At 70.5% G+C, this 20180-nt stretch carries 21 protein-coding genes and 1 pseudogene; 6 read left to right on the forward strand and 16 right to left on the reverse strand.

The genetic code is table 11. From position 1 onward, the window contains the following. Window positions 1-85 precede the first annotated feature (85 nt). The 6 genes from ASF75_RS00075 to ASF75_RS00100 form a co-directional block, all read right to left on the reverse strand. Window positions 86-1615 (reverse strand): PTS transporter subunit EIIC, encoded by a 1530-nt coding sequence (locus ASF75_RS00075; protein WP_056068127.1) that lies wholly within the window; start codon window positions 1613-1615, stop codon window positions 86-88. Window positions 1616-1659: 44 nt separating this feature from the next. Continuing rightward, window positions 1660-2163, reverse strand: coding sequence for an N-acetylmuramic acid 6-phosphate etherase (locus ASF75_RS00080; protein ID WP_414835786.1), 504 nt, complete (start codon window positions 2161-2163; stop codon window positions 1660-1662). A 330-nt stretch (window positions 2164-2493) separates the two neighbouring features. Next, on the reverse strand, window positions 2494-3081 hold the full coding sequence (locus ASF75_RS00085; protein ID WP_056068134.1) for a hypothetical protein: 588 nt from the start codon (window positions 3079-3081) through the stop codon (window positions 2494-2496). After that, window positions 3063-3668, reverse strand: coding sequence for a hypothetical protein (locus ASF75_RS00090; protein WP_056068139.1), 606 nt, complete (start codon window positions 3666-3668; stop codon window positions 3063-3065). Before ASF75_RS00090 ends, ASF75_RS00085 begins: the two co-directional genes overlap by 19 nt. Further along, window positions 3665-4957 (reverse strand): hypothetical protein, encoded by a 1293-nt coding sequence (locus ASF75_RS00095; protein WP_056068141.1) that lies wholly within the window; start codon window positions 4955-4957, stop codon window positions 3665-3667. The genes ASF75_RS00090 and ASF75_RS00095 overlap by 4 nt, the downstream gene beginning before the upstream one ends. Then, window positions 4957-5700 carry an ATP-binding cassette domain-containing protein gene (locus tag ASF75_RS00100; RefSeq protein ID WP_056068144.1) on the reverse strand — a complete coding sequence of 248 codons (744 nt, stop codon included), beginning with the start codon at window positions 5698-5700 and terminating at the stop codon, window positions 4957-4959. Before ASF75_RS00100 ends, ASF75_RS00095 begins: the two co-directional genes overlap by 1 nt. A 94-nt stretch (window positions 5701-5794) precedes the next feature. Between ASF75_RS00100 and ASF75_RS00105 the strand changes: the two genes are divergently transcribed. Then, window positions 5795-6223, forward strand: coding sequence for a hypothetical protein (locus ASF75_RS00105; protein WP_156463732.1), 429 nt, complete (start codon window positions 5795-5797; stop codon window positions 6221-6223). Between the two features lies 1 nt (window position 6224). Here the strand turns inward: ASF75_RS00105 and ASF75_RS00110 are convergent, their stop codons facing one another. From ASF75_RS00110 to ASF75_RS00120, 3 genes are all read right to left on the reverse strand, one after another. After that, window positions 6225-6818 carry a hypothetical protein gene (locus tag ASF75_RS00110; RefSeq protein WP_156463733.1) on the reverse strand — a complete coding sequence of 198 codons (594 nt, stop codon included), beginning with the start codon at window positions 6816-6818 and terminating at the stop codon, window positions 6225-6227. Between the two features lie 5 nt (window positions 6819-6823). Then, entirely contained in the window at window positions 6824-7414 is a 591-nt protein-coding gene (locus ASF75_RS00115; RefSeq protein WP_056068153.1) for a hypothetical protein, read from the reverse strand. A 91-nt stretch (window positions 7415-7505) separates the two neighbouring features. Then, a complete protein-coding gene (locus ASF75_RS00120) occupies window positions 7506-8150 on the reverse strand; it encodes an NUDIX hydrolase (protein ID WP_056068156.1) in 645 nt (214 codons plus the stop codon). Window positions 8151-8241: 91 nt separating this feature from the next. On the opposite strand from ASF75_RS00120, the gene ASF75_RS00125 reads away from it, so the two are divergent. Next, window positions 8242-9180 (forward strand): ADP-ribosylglycohydrolase family protein, encoded by a 939-nt coding sequence (locus ASF75_RS00125; protein WP_056068159.1) that lies wholly within the window; start codon window positions 8242-8244, stop codon window positions 9178-9180. A gap of 194 nt (window positions 9181-9374) precedes the next feature. Here ASF75_RS00125 and ASF75_RS18275 read toward each other — a convergent pair. Further along, window positions 9375-10016: pseudogene (locus ASF75_RS18275) on the reverse strand (hypothetical protein); the annotation flags it as partial. Here ASF75_RS18275 and ASF75_RS00135 point away from each other — a divergent pair. Beyond that, window positions 10015-10482 (forward strand): hypothetical protein, encoded by a 468-nt coding sequence (locus ASF75_RS00135; RefSeq protein ID WP_056068165.1) that lies wholly within the window; start codon window positions 10015-10017, stop codon window positions 10480-10482. The pseudogene ASF75_RS18275 and the gene ASF75_RS00135 overlap by 2 nt on opposite strands. Before the next feature lie 522 nt (window positions 10483-11004). Here ASF75_RS00135 and ASF75_RS18280 read toward each other — a convergent pair. Together ASF75_RS18280 and ASF75_RS00145 are read right to left on the reverse strand one after the other, a co-directional pair. Then, window positions 11005-11667, reverse strand: a complete 663-nt coding sequence (locus tag ASF75_RS18280) for a DUF4395 domain-containing protein (protein ID WP_156463734.1) — start codon at window positions 11665-11667, stop codon at window positions 11005-11007. Beyond that, window positions 11664-12164: a thioredoxin family protein gene (locus ASF75_RS00145; RefSeq protein ID WP_082509324.1), complete on the reverse strand. Its 501-nt coding sequence runs from the start codon at window positions 12162-12164 to the stop codon at window positions 11664-11666. Before ASF75_RS00145 ends, ASF75_RS18280 begins: the two co-directional genes overlap by 4 nt. Before the next feature lie 226 nt (window positions 12165-12390). Here ASF75_RS00145 and ASF75_RS00150 point away from each other — a divergent pair, with 226 nt between their 5' ends. From ASF75_RS00150 to ASF75_RS00160, 3 genes are all read left to right on the forward strand, one after another. Beyond that, window positions 12391-12609 carry a DUF1653 domain-containing protein gene (locus ASF75_RS00150; protein WP_235517445.1) on the forward strand — a complete coding sequence of 73 codons (219 nt, stop codon included), beginning with the start codon at window positions 12391-12393 and terminating at the stop codon, window positions 12607-12609. 67 nt (window positions 12610-12676) lie between these two features. After that, on the forward strand, window positions 12677-16171 hold the full coding sequence (locus ASF75_RS00155; protein ID WP_056068167.1) for a TM0106 family RecB-like putative nuclease: 3495 nt from the start codon (window positions 12677-12679) through the stop codon (window positions 16169-16171). A gap of 64 nt (window positions 16172-16235) precedes the next feature. Next, window positions 16236-16652, forward strand: coding sequence for a hypothetical protein (locus ASF75_RS00160; RefSeq protein ID WP_235517447.1), 417 nt, complete (start codon window positions 16236-16238; stop codon window positions 16650-16652). Window positions 16653-16761: 109 nt separating this feature from the next. Here the strand turns inward: ASF75_RS00160 and ASF75_RS00165 are convergent, their stop codons facing one another. The 4 genes from ASF75_RS00165 to ASF75_RS18285 all read right to left on the reverse strand — a co-directional run bounded on the left by ASF75_RS00165 (window position 16762) and on the right by ASF75_RS18285 (window position 19809). Continuing rightward, the gene (locus ASF75_RS00165) at window positions 16762-17178 is read right to left on the reverse strand and encodes an SseB family protein (protein ID WP_159556558.1); all 417 of its coding nucleotides are present in this window, start codon (window positions 17176-17178) and stop codon (window positions 16762-16764) included. 104 nt (window positions 17179-17282) lie between these two features. Then, a complete protein-coding gene (locus ASF75_RS00170; RefSeq protein ID WP_056068171.1) occupies window positions 17283-18086 on the reverse strand; it encodes a glucose 1-dehydrogenase in 804 nt (267 codons plus the stop codon). A 153-nt stretch (window positions 18087-18239) separates the two neighbouring features. Beyond that, window positions 18240-18905: a GOLPH3/VPS74 family protein gene (locus tag ASF75_RS00175; RefSeq protein WP_082509328.1), complete on the reverse strand. Its 666-nt coding sequence runs from the start codon at window positions 18903-18905 to the stop codon at window positions 18240-18242. 76 nt (window positions 18906-18981) lie between these two features. Further along, a complete protein-coding gene (locus ASF75_RS18285) occupies window positions 18982-19809 on the reverse strand; it encodes an HNH endonuclease family protein (RefSeq protein ID WP_040419335.1) in 828 nt (275 codons plus the stop codon). Window positions 19810-20180: the final 371 nt, after the last annotated feature.

Genomic DNA, 20180 nt, shown 5'->3' on the forward strand with positions numbered 1-20180 from the left:
CTCGCCTGACGACGGTTCGGGCGAGGATCGGAGCGATGGTCTGTGAACGGATCGGCAGTGGATCGCTATGTGGAGGAACGGGCGATCAGCGCGAGTCGGCCGCGGTCGCTCCGACAGGCGAGACCGGCACGTTCAGCGGTGCATCCGGAGCGACAGGGTCTCCCGGCGAAGTGGCCGACTGCGCCTCCAGATCAGCCCGCACCGAGTCCGACACCCCGAACAACAACGTCGCCACGAACCCCACGACGTACGCCACCACGAGCCCCGACCCGTACCCGAGCAGCGCCCACCCGTACCCGGACGAGCCGTTCAGTAGCGGGATCAGGGACAGGTCCGAGGCCCCGATGGCGATCGCCCCGACGGAGTGCCCGAGCTGGTCGAACAGCCCGACGACGCCGCCACCGAACGCCCCACCGATGCACGCGGTGATGAACGGCCGACCCAGGGGGAGCGTCACGCCGTAGATCAGGGGCTCCCCGACACCGAGGAACCCGGCCGGCAGTGCACCACGGATGGTCCGCACCAGCGAGGCGTTCGACCGGAACCGCACCCACAGCGCGATGCACGCACCGATCTGCCCGGCACCACCCATCGCCAGGACGGGCAGCAGCACGGTCCACCCGGTCTGGTCGATCAGGGTGGTGTGGATCGGGATGAGCCCCTGGTGCATGCCGGTCATGACGAGCGGCAGGAAGAGTCCTCCGAGGACGAAGCCGGCGAAGGCCCCGCCGTTCGCGAGCAGCCAGGTCGCAGCGGTACCGATCGCGACCGAGACGACACCGGCGACGGACATCAGGATCCCCAGCGTCACCGGCCCGGCGACCAGCACGGTCACGGTCGGCACGACGATGAGCGCGATGACGTCCCGGCGTGACCCGGCGCATGAAGCGCTCGACGTAGGCGGCGAGGATGCCGCCGGCCAGCGCACCGAGCACACCGCCCTGCCCGGGGGCCAGGGTCTCGCCGAACACGGTGACGTTCGCGACACCGGCCGCGACGATGATGCCGCCGACCGCGCCACCCAGGATGGGCGTGCCGCCGAACTCCATCGCGACACGCTCTTCGACAGCACTGCCATCCCGACGAACACGGCGAGCAGGGACAAGAAGCCGGACGAGAGCACCCCGAGGAACGGCGTCAACGCAGGCACCCACCCCAGGTTCGTCAGGATCCCGTTGATCCCGGCGATCAGCCCGCAGGCGATCAGCGCGGGGAGGAGCGGGATGAAGATCGCGGAGATCTTCCGGATCGCGCGCATGGTGCGGCCGTCGGAACGGGACCGCGCGGTCGCCTTGATGGACGCACCGCGAGCAGCGAGCTCCTCGGGCGACGCACCAGGCCCGCCAGCCGCAGCCGGCGGGGCGGCCGCGCGCAGGGCCTCCAGGCCGTCGGCCACGCGGTCGACGAGACCCGGGCCGAGCACGATCTGCAGGTTCGAGCCGGCCGCGATGGCGGCCATGACGCCGTCGGTGGCCTTGAGGTCCTCGAGCGCGACGGACGAATCGGACACGACCTCGACCCGCAGGCGGGTCATGCAGTTCTCGACGTCGGCGATGTTCGCGGAACCGCCGACGGCGTCGAGGATCTGCTGGGCGAGTTGCTGTGCATCGGGCATTGCTGTGCTCCTCGGGGGGAAGGAAACGAACGGGGAAACGGGGTTCACAGCACGGCGCGCAACGAGCCGGCAGCAGCATCGAGGCGCTCGCGGGCATCGGCAGCGGAGGCGCCGGTCAGGATCACGGCGATGGCGGTCTTCACCTCGCCGTCCGAGGCATCGAGAGCCGCCTGGACCTCGGCGGGGGGAGCGCCCGTGACGTCCTGCACGAGCGAGAACGCCCGGGCGACGAGCTTCGCGTTCGTCGCTCGCACGTCGACCATGCGGTTGCCGTACGTCTTGTGGCTGCGCACCATCGCGAGCGTGGTGAGCATGTTCAGGACGAGCTTCTGCGCGGTGCCCGCCTTCAGGCGGGTCGACCCGGCGATGAACTCGGGGCCGACGACGACGTCGATGGCGATGTCGGCCTCCCGCCCCGCGGCCGAGTCGGGGTTGCACGCGACGGAGACCGACAGGGCGGAGCGGCGCCGGGCCTCCAGGATGGCCGCGATGACGTAGGGCGTCCTGCCGGACGCGCTGATCCCGACGACCACGTCGTCGGCTGTCAGGCCGAGCGCGTCGAGGTCGCGGACAGCGGCCGCTTCGTCGTACCGAGGGTGGGCGGGAACTCGCTGGCGTCGAGGACGCCGAGCCGGCCCGGCGTGCCGGCGCCGACGGAGACGAGTCGGCCGCCACGCGCGAACGCTGCGGCGATCGAGTCTGCCGCCAGGGCGATGGCCAGCGGACTAGCGCCAGTGCTGAAAGTAGCTTGCGTGTTACGTAGTGGGCGGGTGGCTGCGGTTCAGTGGTTCCGGTTCCGGTTCGCACAACGGGAGTCAGGTCGCGCCGCGGAATCGTGCGGCTCAGACGCGCTTTGGTTGTGCGGGCGGCCGTCCTCGTCAGGCCCGCGAGACCGGGGAAGCCACGACGGTCGCCGCCCGCAGGTACCGCCGCGACCGACGAACCGCTCGCAGCAGGATCGGCGTCATGATCAGTGCGGTGATGAGTAGCGCTGCGCAGAGGAACCGGGGGAACGCCGAGCCGAAGACATCTTCGTCCGCGAGCCTCGGGAACTGGATGCCGGCGACGCCGACGTAGAGCAGCAGGAACTGGCCGAGGGCGAGCGGCTGGTAGGTGGAGAGCAGTCGTGCGTGCTCGCGTGCTCGGAGGGCGAGGTCGGACTCGGGTGGCTGGATCGGGCTGCCGGTCTTGATCGCTTGCGTCACCATGCGCTTGCCCGCAGGGGAGAGCCCCGCCGTTGTGGTCTGCATCGCGGTCGACATCCCGATCGTCGTTGCGAGGATCGAGAAGGTACCGGCCAGGCCACCGACGGACGCGCCGAAGCCGACGACGGTGAGGACTGCGACAGCGCCCGACTCGGTCGTGGCCAGCAGCCCGCCGATGACGGCGCCGACGACGGCTCCGATCAGTGCGAGCAGGGTCGTCCGTCGCCAGGCTCGCCGTGCTTTCAGTTCGAGTTCCCCCATGCCCCCACCCTACGAGCGGATCGCCCGACCGTGACGACGGCCGCGACGATGACGATCGGTGCGACGAACAGCCAGTAGGTGAGCTCGGTGTTGGTTGTGACGACGCCGGCCCAGACGGCAGGGCGATCCGGCATTCCGCGTCCGAACAGCCCTGCGACGAGCAGGTACAGGACGCCCGGCACGGATTGGTAGCGATCACCGAGCACCGCGCGGCTGGCCACTGCGAGCGCGCAGAACGCGATCGTGTTGCGGATGGTGGCGAGCGAGACAGCGGGGTCTGCGCCGAGGGCGAGGCTGACGGTACTGATCGCGCACACCAGTCCGATCACCACCAGGACGGTGCTCAGCTCGAGCAGGTCGGTCCGTCGGGTCGGAGCGGGGAACGGTGCGCGACTGATTGATGCACCCGCCGCGATCGCAAGCACCAGCGGAGCGACCGCAGCGACGGGGATCATCGCGAAGGGTGCGCCACCGCCGAACGAGGGGAAGAGCATGCCGATCGGGCCGAGCGCGATCGAGAGCACCGTCAGGGCCGTCGTGAGTCCGAGCAGCGGCAGGGTGCGGTGGACACGCAGCCACCAGATCACGAGGACGGCACCGCGATGTGGCCGACCGAGCAATCCGTCAGCCGGTCGATCGTCGCGGTGACCCACGCGGCTTGAGCGGGGACCGGAGCACGACGGAGGTCTCGCAGAACGTCGGGGTCGTCCAGCTCGAGGGCGGGTTCCACCTGGTCGGCGTGCACGATGCCCTCGGCGGCGACGTCGATGAGCCATCGGTCGGCGACAGCGGCATCGTTGAGGCGTTCGGCGTCGTCCTCCTCGGCGCCGCAGTACGCCACCTCGGCGTCGCCGAGCAAGGAGGTCGTGATGCTGTGGAGCACGTCCGCGTCGGTCATCCGGACCTGGACGATCATGTTCAGGATGTCGGGCGTCGACGGCGCGTTGCTCGCCCGGATGGTCGACGGCACCTTCATGCCCGAGCGGCCGAGGTTCTCCGCGGCCTTCCGGATCACCGACTGCGAGTCGTCGGTGGCGCGTTGCTCCGGGAAGAGGCAGATCGTGGGCGCCGCGCCGCTGCAGATCGCCTGCGCTTGCGGGCGGTCGACGATCGGTGCCGCGCCGAGGCCGGAGCCGCTGGTCAGCGCGACGAGGGTGATCACGACGAACGAGCTCGCGCCGATCTGGAGTCCGAACCGGCGCGCACGGTCACCACTCGAGCGTCGAGCGACCGCGATGACGAGCAGACTGCACCCGGCGAGCAGACTGAACGCCGTCACGATGACCGGTGCCCGGATGTCGAGCGCGGTCTCGACCGAGCAGCAGTCCGCCATCACGAGACCGGCGAGGTACCGGAGTGGGAAGTAGTCCACGGACCAGGTGAAGCCGAGCCAGCTGTACGAAACGAGCAGGCTCAGCGGGATGGACACCACCGGCGGGAGCCACCGCCCCAGTGCGAATCCGATGCAGCTGTGGAAGAACAGGATCCCCGCGAATGCCAGACCGACGAGGGGCGACGGGCTACCGGGAGCGCCCCAGGTGTCCCGACTCATGAGTGCGACCGCGACGAGCTGGAGCAACAGACCGGCGGCCAGCGGTGTCCACAGGTGATCGGTGACGACCGCTGCACTGGATCGGCTGCTGGACTCGATGACGGGCGTCCCAGCTCGGAAGCGCTTCCCTTCCCAGGCGCCAGCTGTGGCAGCGATGCCGCACGAGAACACCAGGTAGATCGCGGAGCCAGCCATCGCGGCGGGCCAGTAGCCGGCGACCGTCGTCTCATCTGCGAACTGCACGCTGTACGCGACGACGCCGAGCAGCCCAGGAATGAGGAGCCACAGTGCTGCTCGGCTGCGCCAGGGGATGATCGGGCGCATCAGTCGTCCTCGCTCGTGAACCGCGCGTAGGAAGCGGTGATCGCCTCGGCGGACAAAAGGTCTGCGAACGGCTCGGTGAACGACGCGACCGAACCAGCGAACGGCACCCGGCCGTCGACGAGGACGGTCACGTGGTCGTAGGTCGCGGCGACGTCCTCGGTCTGGTGCGTCGAGACGACGACGGACACTTCCGTCGGCAGGTTCTGGATCACCCGCGCGAACCGCGCGCGCTGTGCCGGATCGAGTCCGGCCGTCGGCTCGTCGAGCAGGATCCACTGCGCGCCGGACACCAGCGCGCCGGCAACGCCGAGCCGCCGGATCTGGCCGCCCGACAACGACGACGCTCGTGCGTCGGCTCGGGTGGCGAGATCGACGGCGGTCAGCGCGGCCGTCGAGCGATCCCAGGCGTCGGCGCGCGACAAGCCCTTCAACCAGCCACAGTAGGCGACGTGCTCTCGAGCGGTCAGGCCCGGGAAGGTGCCGCTCCGCTGTGGAAGCCACGCGACGCCGCGGCGGTACCGTCGGCGGTTTCCGCGCGCGCCCGGTTCCCCCAGCCCCTCGATGTTGATCGTCCCGGTGCGGGGACGGAGCGTGTCGGCGACGAGTCCGAGCAGGGTCGACTTGCCAGCGCCGTTCGGCCCGAGCAGGACGCTCGCTCCGGTCGGGAACACCGTCGACAACCCGGAGAGCACCGTGTGGTCCCGCCGGTACCCGAAAGTCAGTTCGTCGATCTGTATGCCCACTGCGCCCCCTTGAAACCTTGTACTGGTGTTTCACCGTACAGTAGCGTACACTCGGCTCGGACAGCCCGGGCCGTCACCTCAAGGGGGAAGTGCAATGGTCAATCTCAGTCGTCGTCTCGCGGCAGCCGTCGCAGGGGGAGCCGTGGCCGCCACGGTGTTCGCGGCAGCGCCGGCGTTCGCCGAGGGTTCCTGGTCATCGAAGCTGACCGGTGTCGCGATCGGCAAGAACTCGAGGAGCTGGCAGGACTCGCACAAGGACAAGGTGCGGACTGCCACGACGTTCGCGAGCTGCCGGATCTCGGGGAACGCGAGCGGATTCCGATCCGCCACCGTCCGGCTCTACGACGAGCGCGGCCTGTTGCCGGACAAGAGCATGGGGTCGAAGGTGAACAAGTGCGGCCGGAGCGACTGGGGCGTGATGACCCGGCCTGATCGGTACCACTGGACGATCACGGCGCTCAACGGCTCCTCGTACGAGCCCGCTCTGCGGCTGTCGGTGTCGCGGGTGCGGCAGGCCTACTGAGTCAGCGCTGGCGGGCGGCTGCTTCGGTGGCCGCCTGCACGTAGCGTCGTGCAGCCCGGGTCTGACGCAGGATGACGGGGGACATGGCCGCAGCCACGACGAGGAGGGCCACGCAGATGATGCGACTGAAGCCAGCCATGTACGAGTTGTCGTCGAACAGGTTCGGGATCTGCGGGCCCGCGATCCCCGCGGAGAGCAGCAGGAACTGGCCGAGTGCGACCGGTTGGTAGGCAGCGCGGAGACGAGCGAGGTCGAATGCCCGTCGTGCGAGGTCGGAGTCGGCCGGTTCGATCGGGGTCCCGCTCGCGATCGCCTGAGCGAGCGTCTTCCGGCCGAAGCGCGAGAGGCCATCGATCGGCGCTTGCATGTCGGAAGATCGGCGGAGCGTCGTGGCGATCATCGACAAGGTTCCGAGAATGCCACCCACTCCCGCAGCGATGCCGAGGATCGCGAGGGTGGTCTCGAGCGCACTGTCCTGCCGGGCGAAGAGCGATCCGCCGATCGCACCGAGGACCACACCGATCGCGACGATGACGGCGGTTCTGCGCCAGGCTCGGCGAGCAACGGCTTCGGGGGCGAGCGGCGCTCCGGTCACGGACGTCATGCGACGGAGGCCGGCGCAGGAGCGCGGCGCTCGTTCTCGGCCGTGGCAGCTTCGGCGTAGCGCCGAGCTCGGCGATGTCGGGTGACCAGCAACGGCACGAGGAACACGACTTCGATGACGAAGAGCGCGAGGACGACCCGGCTGAAGACCACACCGCCGCCGTCGCTGACGACACGAGCGAAGTGCGGAGCCGCGACCGCAGTGAGGAGCAGGAATCCCTGCCCCAGGAAGATCCCGTTGAACACGGCGGTCCCGCGGGCGAGGGTGAGCGCACGGTGCTGCAGTTCCTGGCCCGCGTCCTCCGCGAGCGGAACGCCCGAGCGGATGGCCCTGCGACGGTCTCTCGTCAGGCCCTCGGTCGCCTGCGTGATGATCGACGATGCGCGCGCGCTTGTGGGGAGCAGGGAGAGCATCCCGGCCATGCCGGCCAGTGTCGCGACGCACATGAAGATGGCCAGGGCGACGGTCCAGCCGTCCTCGCCTCGCGAGGTTGCCCAACCTGCCACTGCACCCGCGACCGCGGCGATCGACACGACCAGGGCAGTGCGACGCCACGCGCGCCGGATGATCCGTTCGTCTTCCTCCACCCGCTCACCCTACGAGGAGGCGCGTGACGGTGTTCTCGAGGCGTGCTGACGGTTCCGGTTGACGACCCCGGGGGATTCTGAACCAGAACCGTCACCCCCGCCGGTACCGCGTCGCAGGCTTCCCCGGCCCGTCCGCCCGTTTCGTGTCCGTCGCGACCAGCTTCGGCAGCATGGCACGCCGGAACGAGTCCGGCAGCAGGCGCTTGCCGAGGACCGCCTCGTGCAGCTGCCGCAACTCCGACATCGTGAACGGCTCGTCGAGCAGCACGTGTGGATCCGGGGTAGTGCCGTAGACGGAGCGGAGCCGAGCGACCGCGAACCCGAGGATGTCGTCGTGCCCGTGCACCATCCCGCGCGCCTCGACCACCGGCGCGAGCCGTACCCGGGGCTCGTCCAGGTCCAGGGCATGAGCCGGCACGACGTCGAGGTGCGCCACCGACAGTACCCACCCACGGTCGTCCCGCGCCGGATCGTCGAACACGTGGAGCTGCTGCGGTGCGAGCCCGCTCACCCCTGCCTTCTGGCGGAGTGACCGCAGCACCGCATCCGCGAGCCGCTCACCCTCGTGCACGAACGTTCCCGGCAGTCGCCAGTCGCCCTCGGTGGCATCGCGGACCTGCACGACGGACAGCGGTCCGCCCGGGGGGACGGTCAACACGGCGGTGTCCACGGCGACGGAGGGCCGCGGGTAGTCCGTCAGGCGCCGGCCGCTCGCGTCGCGGTACTCGTCGGTCATGCCCGCGAGTTTACGCACACTTGCGCAAACGTGGCGAGTGGTGCAGGATCGCTTTTACGCAATCCCGCGTAAACCCGATCCGGAGGTCCACATGACCAACCCGCAGATCCACGACCGAGCCGTCGGTGCCGTCCTGGGCTCCGCCGCCGGCGATGCCCTCGGCGCCGGGTACGAGTTCCGTCCGGCAGTGCCCGAGCCGACCCCGATCACGATGACCGGTGGCGGCTCCTTCGGCTGGGCGCCGGGGGAGTGGACCGACGACACGAGCATGGCCGTGCCGATCCTCCGCACGGTCGCCCGCGGCGACCCGGCATCGGAGTCGGCCCTCGACGGCCTGGTGGCCGCCTGGGCAGCGTGGTCGGTCGACGCGCCCGACGTCGGCATCCAGACGCGCAACGTCCTGACCGGTCTGGAGGCGCGGACCGCCTCCGTCGCGCGGGCTGCGGCCCGGCGAGAGCACGAGTCCAAGGGCCGCTCCGCCGGCAACGGATCGCTCATGCGGACCGCACCGCTGGTGCTCGCCTTCCTGCGCGGTGACGTCGGCGAAGAGGAACGGCTCGCGGCTGCAGCTCGCGCGATCAGTGACCTGACGCACTACGAGTCGGACGCGGGGGACGCGTGCGTGCTCTGGTGCGCGGCGATCCGGCACGCGGTCCTGACCGGCGAGCTCGACCTCCTGCGTGGGATCGACCTGCTCGACCTCGACCGTCGACGACTGTGGGTGGAACGGATCGTCACGGCCGAGCACTCGCAGCCGGTGGACTTCACGGAGTCGAACGGGTGGGTGGTGTCCGCCCTGCAGGCCGCCTACGCCGCGGTCAAGCACAGCTCCTCGCTCGAGGACGCCCTGATCCGCGCAGTCCGCACCGGCAACGACACCGACACGGTCGCCGCGATCGCCGGTGGCCTCGCGGGTGCGCTGTACGGAGCATCGTCGCTGCCGGCCGAGTGGCGTGAGCTGCTGCACGGCTGGCCGAACCTGCGCGCCGATGACATCGTCGCGCTCAGTGAGCAGGCGCTCGCCGTCTGACCGGACCGGCGTCGGAGGCTGCCGTGGGGGGAGCCTCCGCCGTCGGGCTGGTCGTTCTCGTGGGGCCGGCCCACCGCTCTGGAGGCGACCACATCGGCAGCGCGGGCGGTGGAGCGGAGGTGAGTCGGGCCTCCAGGCCGGACGCCGAGCAGGCAGCCGATGCAGACGTCGAAGACGGCGTTGAGGAACGCGGCGACCAGGGCGACCGCCGCACCGATCGGGGCGGCGTACGGCACGCCGAGCAGTGCGTGGCAACGATCGCGCTGACGAAGACCCACGCCGACCACGTCGTGCTCCTCGGGTCCGCCGGGGTCACGGACGTTGCGCCGAACGCCGACGCACTGCAGGTGCCGAAGGGTGAGGTGTTCGCAAGCCAAGGAGCGAAAGACGGGTGGGCGATCACCGGGCAGAACCTGTCGGGCCGCCAGGACCCGACGGACCCGTCCTGGGGCGCCCATGACTTCAGCGCCGAGACGCAAGGGTCCGGTGCTGACACGCTGAACGGCATCACCCATCACGGCCCGTACGACGGTCGCGAGGGCAATGATCAAGGTCGCTACTCGTACTTCGACAATGCGACGACCGCGCAGTACAACACTGCGAAGGCAACGATGGGTCTTGGCGATCAGATCCCTGAAGCTGGTGCTCCCTTCGATCGGATGCGGCAGCAGACGAAGGACAATTGGTTCATGTACGAGTGGCAGACAGGACTGACCGGTGATCCGACTCAATGACCGACGGGCCGTCGTGGGTGCGTTGTGCGCACTCGTTGCGACTCTCATCACCGGCTGCTCTGACACCGGACCCCACACCCCAGCGAGCAAGGATTCATCCATGACGTTGCAGGAGTCACATCAGAATGTGCTCGACATCTTCGCCGCGATTACGTCGGTTGTCGGAGAGGATGGATGGGCCGAGGGGACCGAGTCGGAATGGAACGGCTGCTCCTCGCAGGGTGGAGCGGGGGCGCAGTTCATGCTCACCGCGATCCGGAATCAACCTCTCTCCGGTACGCCGGATGATGTGACGAAGCGTGTTGCAGCCGCGCTCAAGTCGAGGCTGGGCATGGAAGGTATCCGCGTACAGCACGACGAGACGTTGTCGCCTCCCCGGACGGTCATCGGTTACCCGAACGGCTACAACGGCGGGACCGCTGCCGACGGGTACGGATTGCAGTTCCAGACCGATCCCGGCTTCGTTGGAGTCATCATCTACGGGCACTGCGTGCCCGGAAACCCACCCAAGCTCGGGACACCGCTGAATCCGCGCCCTTCCGAATCGTCGAAGCCGTCAGGCAGTTGAGCCCCTCCCGCGGTCGAGGGATGGTCCGGTGATCGCCCGCGCTCCGTCTCTCGGCGCTGGCCAAGTGTGGGAGGCGGGACGGACGGCGTGCTGCTGTTCGAGGACGTGGCAGACAGGGACGCAGTTTGACCCCGCGGTGTAGACGCTTGACCGTGATGTGCGCACTGGGCGCCTCCGCCGTTCTCCTCTTGACCCGTAAGGAGTCGTCGTCGCTCATGAGGTTCGGGATCTGCGGTCCCGCGATCCCGGCGTAGAGCAGCAGGAACTGGGCGAGCGAGAGGGGCATCGACAGCGCCGCACTCCGAGCCCCGTCGAAAGCACGATGCGCCATCTCGGAGTCGCGCGGTTCGATCGGCCTCCCGGCGAACACGGCGCGGCGGACGCTCCGTCGGCCCGTTCGGTCGAGCTCGCGGACCGGCCACTGCATCGTCTGAGCCAGCTTGATCGTCGACGGGAGGATCGAACCGGTCCCGCTCAACCCGCCGAGCGCCAAGGCATACCCGAGGACGGTCAGGAACCGGCTCAGCGCATCGTCGCCGCTCGGCAGCAACAGCCCGACGACCGCCTCCGCGACGACCCCGCCGATGGCGATCCAGATCGTCCGCCGCCGAGCGCGACGGGCGATGCCCTCGTAGTCCCCCATGCACTCCAACCCACGAGGACCGCCCGCTTCGCGTGCGTCGCGGAGGCGAGGCGCGCCTCCAAACCGGACCGCCCTGCCAGCGCGGCCTGGGCCGCGGGGGTGAGTCGCGCCTCCCGGAGCAGGCAGCCGATGCAGACGTCGAAGACGGCGTTGAGGAACGCGGCGACCAGGGCGACCGCCGCACCGATCGGGGCGGCGTACGGCACGCCGAGCAGCGCGAGGAGCAGGGCGACCGCGGTCACGAACAGGCCGACCTGCTGGGCGAAGGTCGGGGGTTCCGGAGCCTCGAGTTCGGCGGGCGGGCCCAGGCGCGGGCGGACGACCCGTCGGAAGAGTGCGCCGTAGGGGTGACGGCGGATGCCGGCGATGCCTCCGACGGCGAACAGCACGACGATGACCGCGAGCAGCACGATGCCGGCCACCCACGTCGCGGGGATCAGCGTGAGGACGATCGTCGCGGCGAGGAGCACCGTGGTGATGGCGGCGCCGAAGCGCGGGGAGCGCGGGTCGATGCCGCGGTCGGTGTCGGTCGTGGTAGTCATCGGGACTCCTGGGTGCCGGTGGTGCTTGAGGTACCTGTGCCGCGTGTGGTGTCTGTTCTGCCTGTGGTCAGGACGGTGTCGAGGGCTGCGGCGAGTTCGGGTGGGCGGGGTGGGCCTCCGAAGCGGGTGCGAACGATCCGGGAACCGTCGACGAGCAAGACCGTGGGGGTCTGCAGGACGTTGAAACGGCTCGCCAGGCCGGGGTGCTCGGCGAGGTCGATCTCGATGCGTCGAACGCCCTCGTGGTGGTCTGCGACGGCGTCGAGCAACCGGCGCGTGGCCGGGCAACGAGCACACGTCGGCGTGGAGAACTGGACGAGGGTGGCACGACTGCCGAACGCATCGGCGGAGGCGAGGTCGTCGACGGTGCTGGCGGTGCCGTCGGGCGCGGTCGGGCTGGGCTTCGCGCGGCCTGTCCTGGAACGCAGGAGCAGCCCGAGGACGGTGGCGAGGGCGAGAACCCCCGCCAGCACGGCGACGGCCACGATGACGGTCATGGTGTGACCGTACGTCGTGGTGCTGTCCGCACGGAAGCACGTGTCCGTTCGTGACGGTGCCGGGCGGTCTGGCGGTCCGGCGGTCCGGCGGTCTGGCGGTTCGGCGCGGCCGTCGCGTCGTTCAGCCGTCAGACGAGCCGCCCGCCGGGGTGGGTACACCTGCGCCGTGAACAGCGCACCTTTCCAGCGTCGGCGGCGGACGGCTCACCTGCCTACGATCGAGGCTGTGACTATCGACGTGACACCCGGGCGGTACCGGCACTTCAAGGGGAACGACTACGAGGTGGTCCTGGTCGCTCGTGACGTGGAGACCGAGGAGCCGGTGGTCGTCTACCAGGCGCTGTACGGCGAGCGGGGGCACTGGGTCCGCCCGCTCGCTGACTTCACGGCGCACGTGGCGCGCGACGGGTACGACGGGCCGCGGTTCGTGGCGGTCGCCGACTGATCGCGCACGGCTTCGGTGTCGGCGGGCGGCCCTAGGCTCGCAGGGCACCAGAGAGACGGGGGAACGCATGCAGATCGGCGTCGACGGGCACGTGCTGCTCAGCCCGAGTGACCTGAGCACGTGGTCGGCCTGCGAGTGGGCGTTCCTGCGCCGGCTCGACGCCAAGCTCGGTCGCGGTGACGCCCTGCCGGACGTGCACGACGACATGCTCGAGCGCACCGCACGGCTGGGGGACCAGCACGAACTCGACTACCTCGACATCCTCAAGCAGACCCGCAAGGTCGTCGAGTTCGACCGCCCCGCACCGCCGGACTACGCACGTGCCGCAGCCGAAGCGCGACAGGCGTTCGCCGACGGTGCCGATGTGCTGTACCAGCCGACGTTCCACGCGGCGCCCACGACGGACAGCCCGGGCTTCATCGGCTTCGCGGACTTCATCATCCGCAACGACCAGGGCGAGTACGAGGTGTACGACACCAAGCTCGCCCGCCACGCCAAGATCAGCGCCCTGCTGCAGCTCGCCGCGTACGCCGAGCAGATGCAGGCGCACGGCATCCCGACCGGACAGCAGGTGCACCTGGTGCTCGGCGACCGGACGACCACGACGCACGACCTCGCCGACATCGCGCCGGTGTACCGCACGCAGCGCGCCGAGCTGCAGCGGGTCATCGCCGAGCGCATCGCTGCCGACGAGCCACTGCAGTGGGGCGACCCGCGGTACTCGTCGTGCGGGCGCTGCGCCGTCTGCTCGACCCAGGTGGCCGAGCACCGCGACCTCGTCCTCGTCGCCGGCATGCGCCTCGACCAGCGGGCGAAGCTCATCAAGCACGAGGTGCGGACGATCGACGACCTGGCGGTCCGCACCCGGGCAGTACCGGGCTTGTCCCGCGCGACGCAGGATCGGCTGGTACGTCAGGCGAGCCTCCAGATCGAGACGGAGACCGCCCGACGGAACAGTGCCGACCGGCCGGACCAGCCCGTGACGCCGCGCTTCGACGTCCTCGACGCCCGCGCGCTCGACGCGATCCCCGCACCCGACCCGGGCGACGTGTTCTTCGACTTCGAGGGCGACCCCCTGCACACCGAGGACGGCGTGCACTGGGGCCTCGACTACCTGTTCGGCCTGGTCGACGACCGCGCCGAGTTCACCGCGTTCTGGGCGCACACGATCCGCGACGAGCGGGTTGCGCTGGAGCAGTTCCTCGCGTTCATCGAGGCCCGGCGGCAGCAGTACCCGGGCATGCACATCTACCACTACGCGGCGTACGAGCGGACGCACCTGCTGTCCCTCGCGGCCCGGCACGGGGTCGGCGAAGAGGCCGTCGACGACCTGCTGCGCGCCGGTGTCCTGGTCGACCTGTACCCGATCGTCCGCAAGGCCCTGGTCGTCGGCAGCCACAGCTACTCGATCAAGAAGCTCGAACCGCTGTACATGGGGTCGGACCTGCGCGAGAGCGACGTCACGAACGCCGCCGACAGCATCACCGCCTACGTCGACGCGATCGAGGAACTCCGGAACGGCGACGCCGTCGAAGGGCAGCGGATGCTCGACCAGGTCGCCGACTACAACGCCTACGACTGCCGCTCGACCCTGCGCCTGCGCGACTGGCTCCGCTCGCTGCGCACCGACGACCCGGACGCGGCCGGCCCGGCACTCGAGCTCGAGGTCCCGCCGATCCCCGTCGAGCGCGAACCCAATCCGGTGCACGTCGCCCTGGCCGCGCAGCTCGAGGACGTCGATGCCCTCGACCGCACTCCGGACCAAACCGCGTTGGCGCTCGCCGCAGCCGCGATCGACTACCACCGCCGCGAGGCGAAGACCTTCTGGCAGGACCACTTCGACCGCCTGCGGAACCCGGTCGACGACTGGGCCGACACGCGTGACGTCCTGGTCGTGGAGCGCGCGTCCGTCGAGCGCGACTGGGACACGCTGCCGCGTGCCCGCTCGCAGTCGCGGGAACTCCGGTTGTCGGGGACGCTCGCGCCCGGCTCGCGGCTCCGGCCTGGAGGCACGCCCCACCTGGTCTACGACGACCCGCTTCCGCCATCGGTCGCCTCTCCGGGCCCCGGGTCGAAGGGCGCGTCGTCGCGCGCCGCGATCGTGGACGTGTGGGACAACGGCGATGCCGTCGAGGTCCTCGTGAAAGAGGGCCTGCCCGTCGGTGGCGAGCCGCACCACGAGTTCCCGGTGGCCCTCGCCCCGTCGGCACCGCCCCGAGCGAAGCCCCAGCCCGAGGCGATCGCGTGGTGGGGGCAGGCCGTGCTCGACGAGCTGTCGGCGATGCTGCCCGACCCTGCGCTCGACCTGCTGCGTCGGGTGCCCCCGCGCGGTGCGATCGTCCCGGTGCAGGGTGACGACACGGTGTCGGCCGTGGTGTCGACCCTGCTCGGCCTCGACCGCTCGTACCTGGCGATCCAGGGCCCTCCCGGCACGGGCAAGACCTACGTCGGGTCGAACGTCGTCGCACGGCTCGTCCGCGAGTACGGCTGGCGGGTCGGCGTCGTCGGGCAGTCCCACGCGACGTCGGAGAACTTCCTGTCGTCCGTGGTGAACGCCGGCGTCCCCGCGGACCGGGTCGTGAAGGTGCCGAAGTCCGGCGCGACCGAGGACGACCTCGACGCCGCCGCGTGGACGCCCGTCAAGAACGGTGCCGCGGTCGCCGCGTTCCTGTCGTCGTGCGAGGCCTCGGGCACCGGCGGTGTCGTCGGTGGCACGGCGTGGACGTTCGCGAACGAGTCGACGATCGAGCGTCGTTCCCTCGACCTGCTCGTGGTCGACGAGGCCGGACAGTTCTCCCTCGCCCCGACCATCGCCTCGTCGGTCGCGGGGACCCGGCTCCTGCTGCTCGGCGACCCCCAGCAGCTCCCGCAAGTGTCGCAGGGTTCGCACCCCGAGCCCGTCGACGAGTCCGCGCTCGGCTGGCTCGCCGACGGGCAGCACGTCCTGCCGCCGGAGTTCGGCTACTTCCTGGCCCGCACCCGCCGCATGGAGCCCGCGCTCACCGAGTCCGTCTCGGCCCTGTCCTACGACGGGCAGCTGGCCTCGATGGTCTCCGGTCGGCACCTCGACGGTGTCGACGCCGGTGTGCACCCCGTGCCGGTCGTCCACGCGGGCAACACGACGTCGTCGGCCGAGGAGGCCGCCCGCGTCGTCGCACTCGTCGGTGACGTCGTCGGTCGCACCTGGACGGACGGTTCCGACACGCGTGCCCTGACCGACGAGGACGTCATCGTGGTGGCGCCGTACAACGCGCAGGGAGCCCTGATCCGGCAGGAGCTGGACCGCGCTGGCTTCACCGGGACCCAGGTCGGGACGGTCGACCTGTTCCAGGGCCGCGAGGCCGTCGTGTCGATCGTGTCCCTGGCGGCGTCGAGTGCGGCGGACATCCCGCGCGGGCTCGACTTCCTGCTCATGCCCAACCGGCTGAACGTGGCGATCTCGCGGGCGAAGTGGGCGGCGTACCTCGTGCACTCGCCGGCGCTCACCACGGGCCTGCCCCCGTCGATCGCCGGTCTGTCCCTGTTGTCCCGCTTCATCGAGCTCGTCGAACGGGGCCGCTGATCGAGGCGACGGGGCGGATCCTCTAGGCTGCAGAAGGCCGAGGGGGCCAGGGGAGCGGGGGACGATGTCTGCAGGAGCGCAAGGACCACAGCCGACAGCAGCACCAGTGCCGGGCCCGGTCCCGGCGCCGAAGGCGAACACGGCGTCGACGGTCGACCTGGTCGTCACCATCGCCCTGTTCGTGGTCATCGCGATGCTCAGCGGCTTCGCGGTGCTGTTCGGTTGGGTCCTCGGGACGGTGTCGCAGTACGGGTGTGACTGGGAGTCCTCGACGCACGTCTGCAACCGGTCGATGGGCATGCAGACCGCAGTGGTCGAGGCGATCGTCCTCGTCGTCGTGTGCACTGCAGGCGGAGTGCTCGCGGCGAAGGTCCGTCGGAAGCGGCCGCTCGGGTGGCTCGTCGCGCTCGGGACGGCTGCGGCGGTGGCGATCGCCCTCGCGCTGACGCTTGCGGTGGTCGGGGCGGCGTCGGGTTCCTGACGCCCGCTTGACGGTTTCGGTTCATGAACCCCGCGGATCGTGAACCAGAACCGTCACACAGCGGAAAACGCTCCGCACTCGCCCGCCGCGGACGGTGGGAGCGTGCGGGTCAGTCGTCGCTCGTCGGGACACCGCTCTGCATCTGCACCCGCATCTGCGCGAGGACGTCGGCGTGCAGGAAGTTCGCCGCCTCGGCACTCGTCGGGTCGACCACGATGCCGAACTCCTCGGGCAGCGCCGACACGAGTTCGGACATCGGCACCGGGCGACCCTCGGCCTCGGGCAGGCCGGCGGCGAGTTCGCCGGGGTCGGTGAAGACCGGCACGAACGGCTTGTCACGGATCATGACGTGGGCGACGCTGCCGGCTTCCGGACTGCCCGCCGGCTTCCAGGGCACCCACGCCGCGCTGCGCAGGAAGCCCGCCGGAGAGGCGGCCATCCTCCGTCGCAGTTCGGCGGCAGCGGTCGGCGGGGTCTTGTCGACGCCTCGGCCGAAGGCTGATCCGTTCGTCTCGTCGTTGCTCACGCCGACCATGCTGTCACGCCCGCAGGACACGGCGGGGCCGAGCCGCGCCTCCAGGTCGACGCCCAGCGCACGCGGACGTGCGCCGGGTGTCGGAGGTGACGGACTCAGTACGCGGCCGACTGCCCGCCGTCGATCGGGACGACCGTCGCGTTGACGTAGGACGCGTCGTCGGAGAGCAGGAACGCGACCACGGCGGCGATCTCGGGGGCCTCGCCGTAGCGCTTCGTCGGGTTGACCTGGATGAACTCCTCGGCCGCCTTGCGGGGGTTCTCCGCGTCGAGCTGCTTCATCGAGTTCTCGACCATGGGCGTCCAGATGGCCCCGGGGGCGATGGCGTTGATGCGGATGCCGTAGCGACCGTACTCGACGGCCGAGTTGCGGGTGAGTCCGACGACGCCGTGCTTGGCGGCGGCGTACCCGGACTGGTTGCCGATGCCGCGGATGCCGCCGACGCTCGCGGTGTTCACGACCATGCCGGAGCCCTGCTCGCGCATGACCTTGAGGACCTTCTCGAGCCCGAGGAACACGCCACGCAGGTTGATCGACACGACCTTGTCGAACTCGGCGGCGGTGAAGGACTCGGTCGGGTTCTGCTTGCCCTCGATGCCGGCGTTGTTGAAGAAGCCGTCGATGCGGCCGAAGCGCTCGGTCGTGGCGCTGACGTAGGCGTCGACCTGGGCTTCATCGGAGACGTCGGCGACGGTCGTCAGGACCTGCGCGTCTGGGGTGGAGTCGAGGACGGCGGTCTTCGTCGCCTCGAGACCCTGCTCGGAGACGTCGACCAGGGAGAGCGCAGCGCCCTCGGCGGCCAGGCGGACCGCGGTCGCACGGCCGAGGCCGGAGCCGCCGCCGGTGATGAGGACGACACGGTCGGTGAAGCGGGTGGTGCCGGTGGTGGTTTCGGGCATGGGGGAGGCCTCCTGAGGTCTTCGACGGCGAAGGGCTCGGGGTCCGCGGTGGAGCAGCGAGTCCGATCAATGCATCCGCATCGATAAAAGTAGACTACACCTGTCGCGCAACGGCCTCGTCAGTGGGTGCCCAGCGGGTGCCCGCGGCCGACCTCAGCTCGTGATGACCGTGGTTGCCGTCGCGGTGGTCGCCGCCATGATGACGATCATCGCCGCGGCTCGAATCTGCTCGAGCACGGCCTGCACCGCGGGGCTCGCCCAGGTCCCCGAGGTGATCTCCTCGACCAGGCCCTTGTCGACCGCGCCGAACTGCTTGCGGAGCGTGTTCGTCGCGTCGAGCAGCCCGATGACCGCAGCGGAGAAAGGTGTCGGGCCCGCCCGCCGAGCCAGCACGTCCGCGATGCCCGATCGCAGCAGTGCCTCCGGGGCTCCGTCGCGCTCCGGGTGCTTCGTGGTGGGGAAGAGGCCGAGCACCTTGCCCTGCTCGACGCTGATGATGCCCCTGGCGACGAGGCCGGCGAACACGTCATCGCGCAGCCGCTGCTTGCCGAGCCGGCTCACCCACCACTTCGCCTTGCGCGGCGCACCCGATGCCGCGATCGACCCGACGACGCCGTCGAGCACCGGGTCGCCCGTGGCGGCGCCGTTCACGACGGTGACCAGGCCGTTCTGCAGCGAGACGACACCGCGGAGTGCGAGGTCGGCGAGGACCGCGCCCGCGAGGCCGGTGTCCAGCGTCTGCCCGTCGAGGGACTTGCGGCCGCCGGGCTCGACCTGGAGGAGCGCGAACGCCTGCGGCACTGTGAGTTGCTCAGCCATGTCCGCAGCCTGCCACGCGGGGCGGAGGTGCGCCGGGCCTCCAGGCTGACACTCAGCGGCGCCGGGCCGCCCGACGTCAGCAGGCGCCGAGCACGCGTTCCATCGCGTCCCGCTCTGCCGGGGCCACCCAAAGGTGGTACTTCGTCTTCACCGTGACCTGGTGCTCGATGTAGGTGCAGCGGAACGCCTTGTTCGCGGGGAGCCAGGTCGCCGCGTCGCCGGAGCCCTTCTGCGAGTTGGACCGGCCGTCGACGGCGAACAGGTTCACCGGGTCGTTCGCCAGTGCCTGCCGCTCGGTCTCGGTGAGGCGCTGGGCTCCGGTGCGCCAGGCGTTCTCGAGCGCGACGACGTGGTCGATCTGCACGAGCGTCGAGGTCGTGTTGCCGCGGACGAAGTCCACCCGCGCACCGGTGTACGGCGAGACGAGGGTGCCGGTGAGGACCTTGCAGCGACCCTCGCGGGTGATGCCGGCCAGATCGCGGGCGAGGACGTCGTTCCGCGTGTCGCACCCGTTGTGGTCGACGTCGAGCCAGGCGCTGCCGAAGTCGCCGGTGCGGTCGTAGCCGGTGGCCGCCGCCTTGCCCTTGACGGGCAGGTCGGCGAGCTGGGTGCGTGCGCGGACCGCGTCGGCGTCGGTTCCGCGGCTGACGGTCGGACTGGAGGTCGGGCTCGCCCCTGACGACGCGTCCTGCGGTCCGATCGTGGTCGTCTCCACGGCTGTGGGGCCGCCCGCAGCGGTCTTGCCGGCCGCGTCGGTCGTGCCGGCCGCGTCGGTCGTGCCGGCCGCGTCGGCGTCCGGGCCGAGGGCCCCGGTGGCGTCGAGGGCGTACCCACCGACGGCGAGGGCCAGGACGACGAGGACGGAGGTCAGGGTGATGCGGCTGCGGCGTCGGCGGGACGTCATGCGGTGGGACTCCAGGTGGTGCGGGGCGGAACGTGGTGCGGGGCGGAACGTGGTGCGGTGGTGCGGGTCTGGCGGGACAGGGACGATCATCTCGTGCGTGACCGACATACCGGGGCGGCGCGCGCGGCACGGTGCGGGGTTGGTCGGTGTGTGCGGTCGGTGTTGTTCGGTGCGGGGTTGTGGCGTGGCACGGGGCGGGCAATCTCGCACGGGTTGAGCGACCTTGCACGGTGCGGATCTGGCGCGGCAGCGCGGCAGCGTGGTGAGCACGGTGCGGGGTTGGTCGGTGTGTGCGGTCGGGGTTGTTCGGTGCGGGGTTGTGGCGTGGCACGGGGCGGGCAATCTCGCACGGGTTGAGCGACCTTGCACGG

The organism is Curtobacterium sp. Leaf154 (genome assembly GCF_001424595.1).
Lineage (GTDB): Bacteria > Actinomycetota > Actinomycetes > Actinomycetales > Microbacteriaceae > Curtobacterium > Curtobacterium poinsettiae.

Excerpts from the sequence above, each read along its gene's own strand:
- ASF75_RS00075 (WP_056068127.1), bottom strand. The coding sequence starts at position 1,615 with ATGCCCGATGCACAGCAACTCGCCCAGCAGATCCTCGACGCCGTCGGC.
- ASF75_RS00085 (WP_056068134.1), bottom strand. The coding sequence starts at position 3,081 with ATGGGGGAACTCGAACTGAAAGCACGGCGAGCCTGGCGACGGACGACC.
- ASF75_RS00095 (WP_056068141.1), bottom strand. The coding sequence starts at position 4,957 with ATGCGCCCGATCATCCCCTGGCGCAGCCGAGCAGCACTGTGGCTCCTC.
- ASF75_RS00105 (WP_156463732.1), top strand. The coding sequence starts at position 5,795 with ATGGTCAATCTCAGTCGTCGTCTCGCGGCAGCCGTCGCAGGGGGAGCC.
- ASF75_RS00120 (WP_056068156.1), bottom strand. The coding sequence starts at position 8,150 with ATGACCGACGAGTACCGCGACGCGAGCGGCCGGCGCCTGACGGACTAC.
- ASF75_RS00125 (WP_056068159.1), top strand. The coding sequence starts at position 8,242 with ATGACCAACCCGCAGATCCACGACCGAGCCGTCGGTGCCGTCCTGGGC.
- ASF75_RS00135 (WP_056068165.1), top strand. The coding sequence starts at position 10,015 with ATGACGTTGCAGGAGTCACATCAGAATGTGCTCGACATCTTCGCCGCG.
- ASF75_RS18280 (WP_156463734.1), bottom strand. The coding sequence starts at position 11,667 with ATGACTACCACGACCGACACCGACCGCGGCATCGACCCGCGCTCCCCG.
- ASF75_RS00145 (WP_082509324.1), bottom strand. The coding sequence starts at position 12,164 with ATGACCGTCATCGTGGCCGTCGCCGTGCTGGCGGGGGTTCTCGCCCTC.
- ASF75_RS00155 (WP_056068167.1), top strand. The coding sequence starts at position 12,677 with ATGCAGATCGGCGTCGACGGGCACGTGCTGCTCAGCCCGAGTGACCTG.
- ASF75_RS00160 (WP_235517447.1), top strand. The coding sequence starts at position 16,236 with ATGTCTGCAGGAGCGCAAGGACCACAGCCGACAGCAGCACCAGTGCCG.
- ASF75_RS00170 (WP_056068171.1), bottom strand. The coding sequence starts at position 18,086 with ATGCCCGAAACCACCACCGGCACCACCCGCTTCACCGACCGTGTCGTC.
- ASF75_RS00175 (WP_082509328.1), bottom strand. The coding sequence starts at position 18,905 with ATGGCTGAGCAACTCACAGTGCCGCAGGCGTTCGCGCTCCTCCAGGTC.
- ASF75_RS18285 (WP_040419335.1), bottom strand. The coding sequence starts at position 19,809 with ATGACGTCCCGCCGACGCCGCAGCCGCATCACCCTGACCTCCGTCCTC.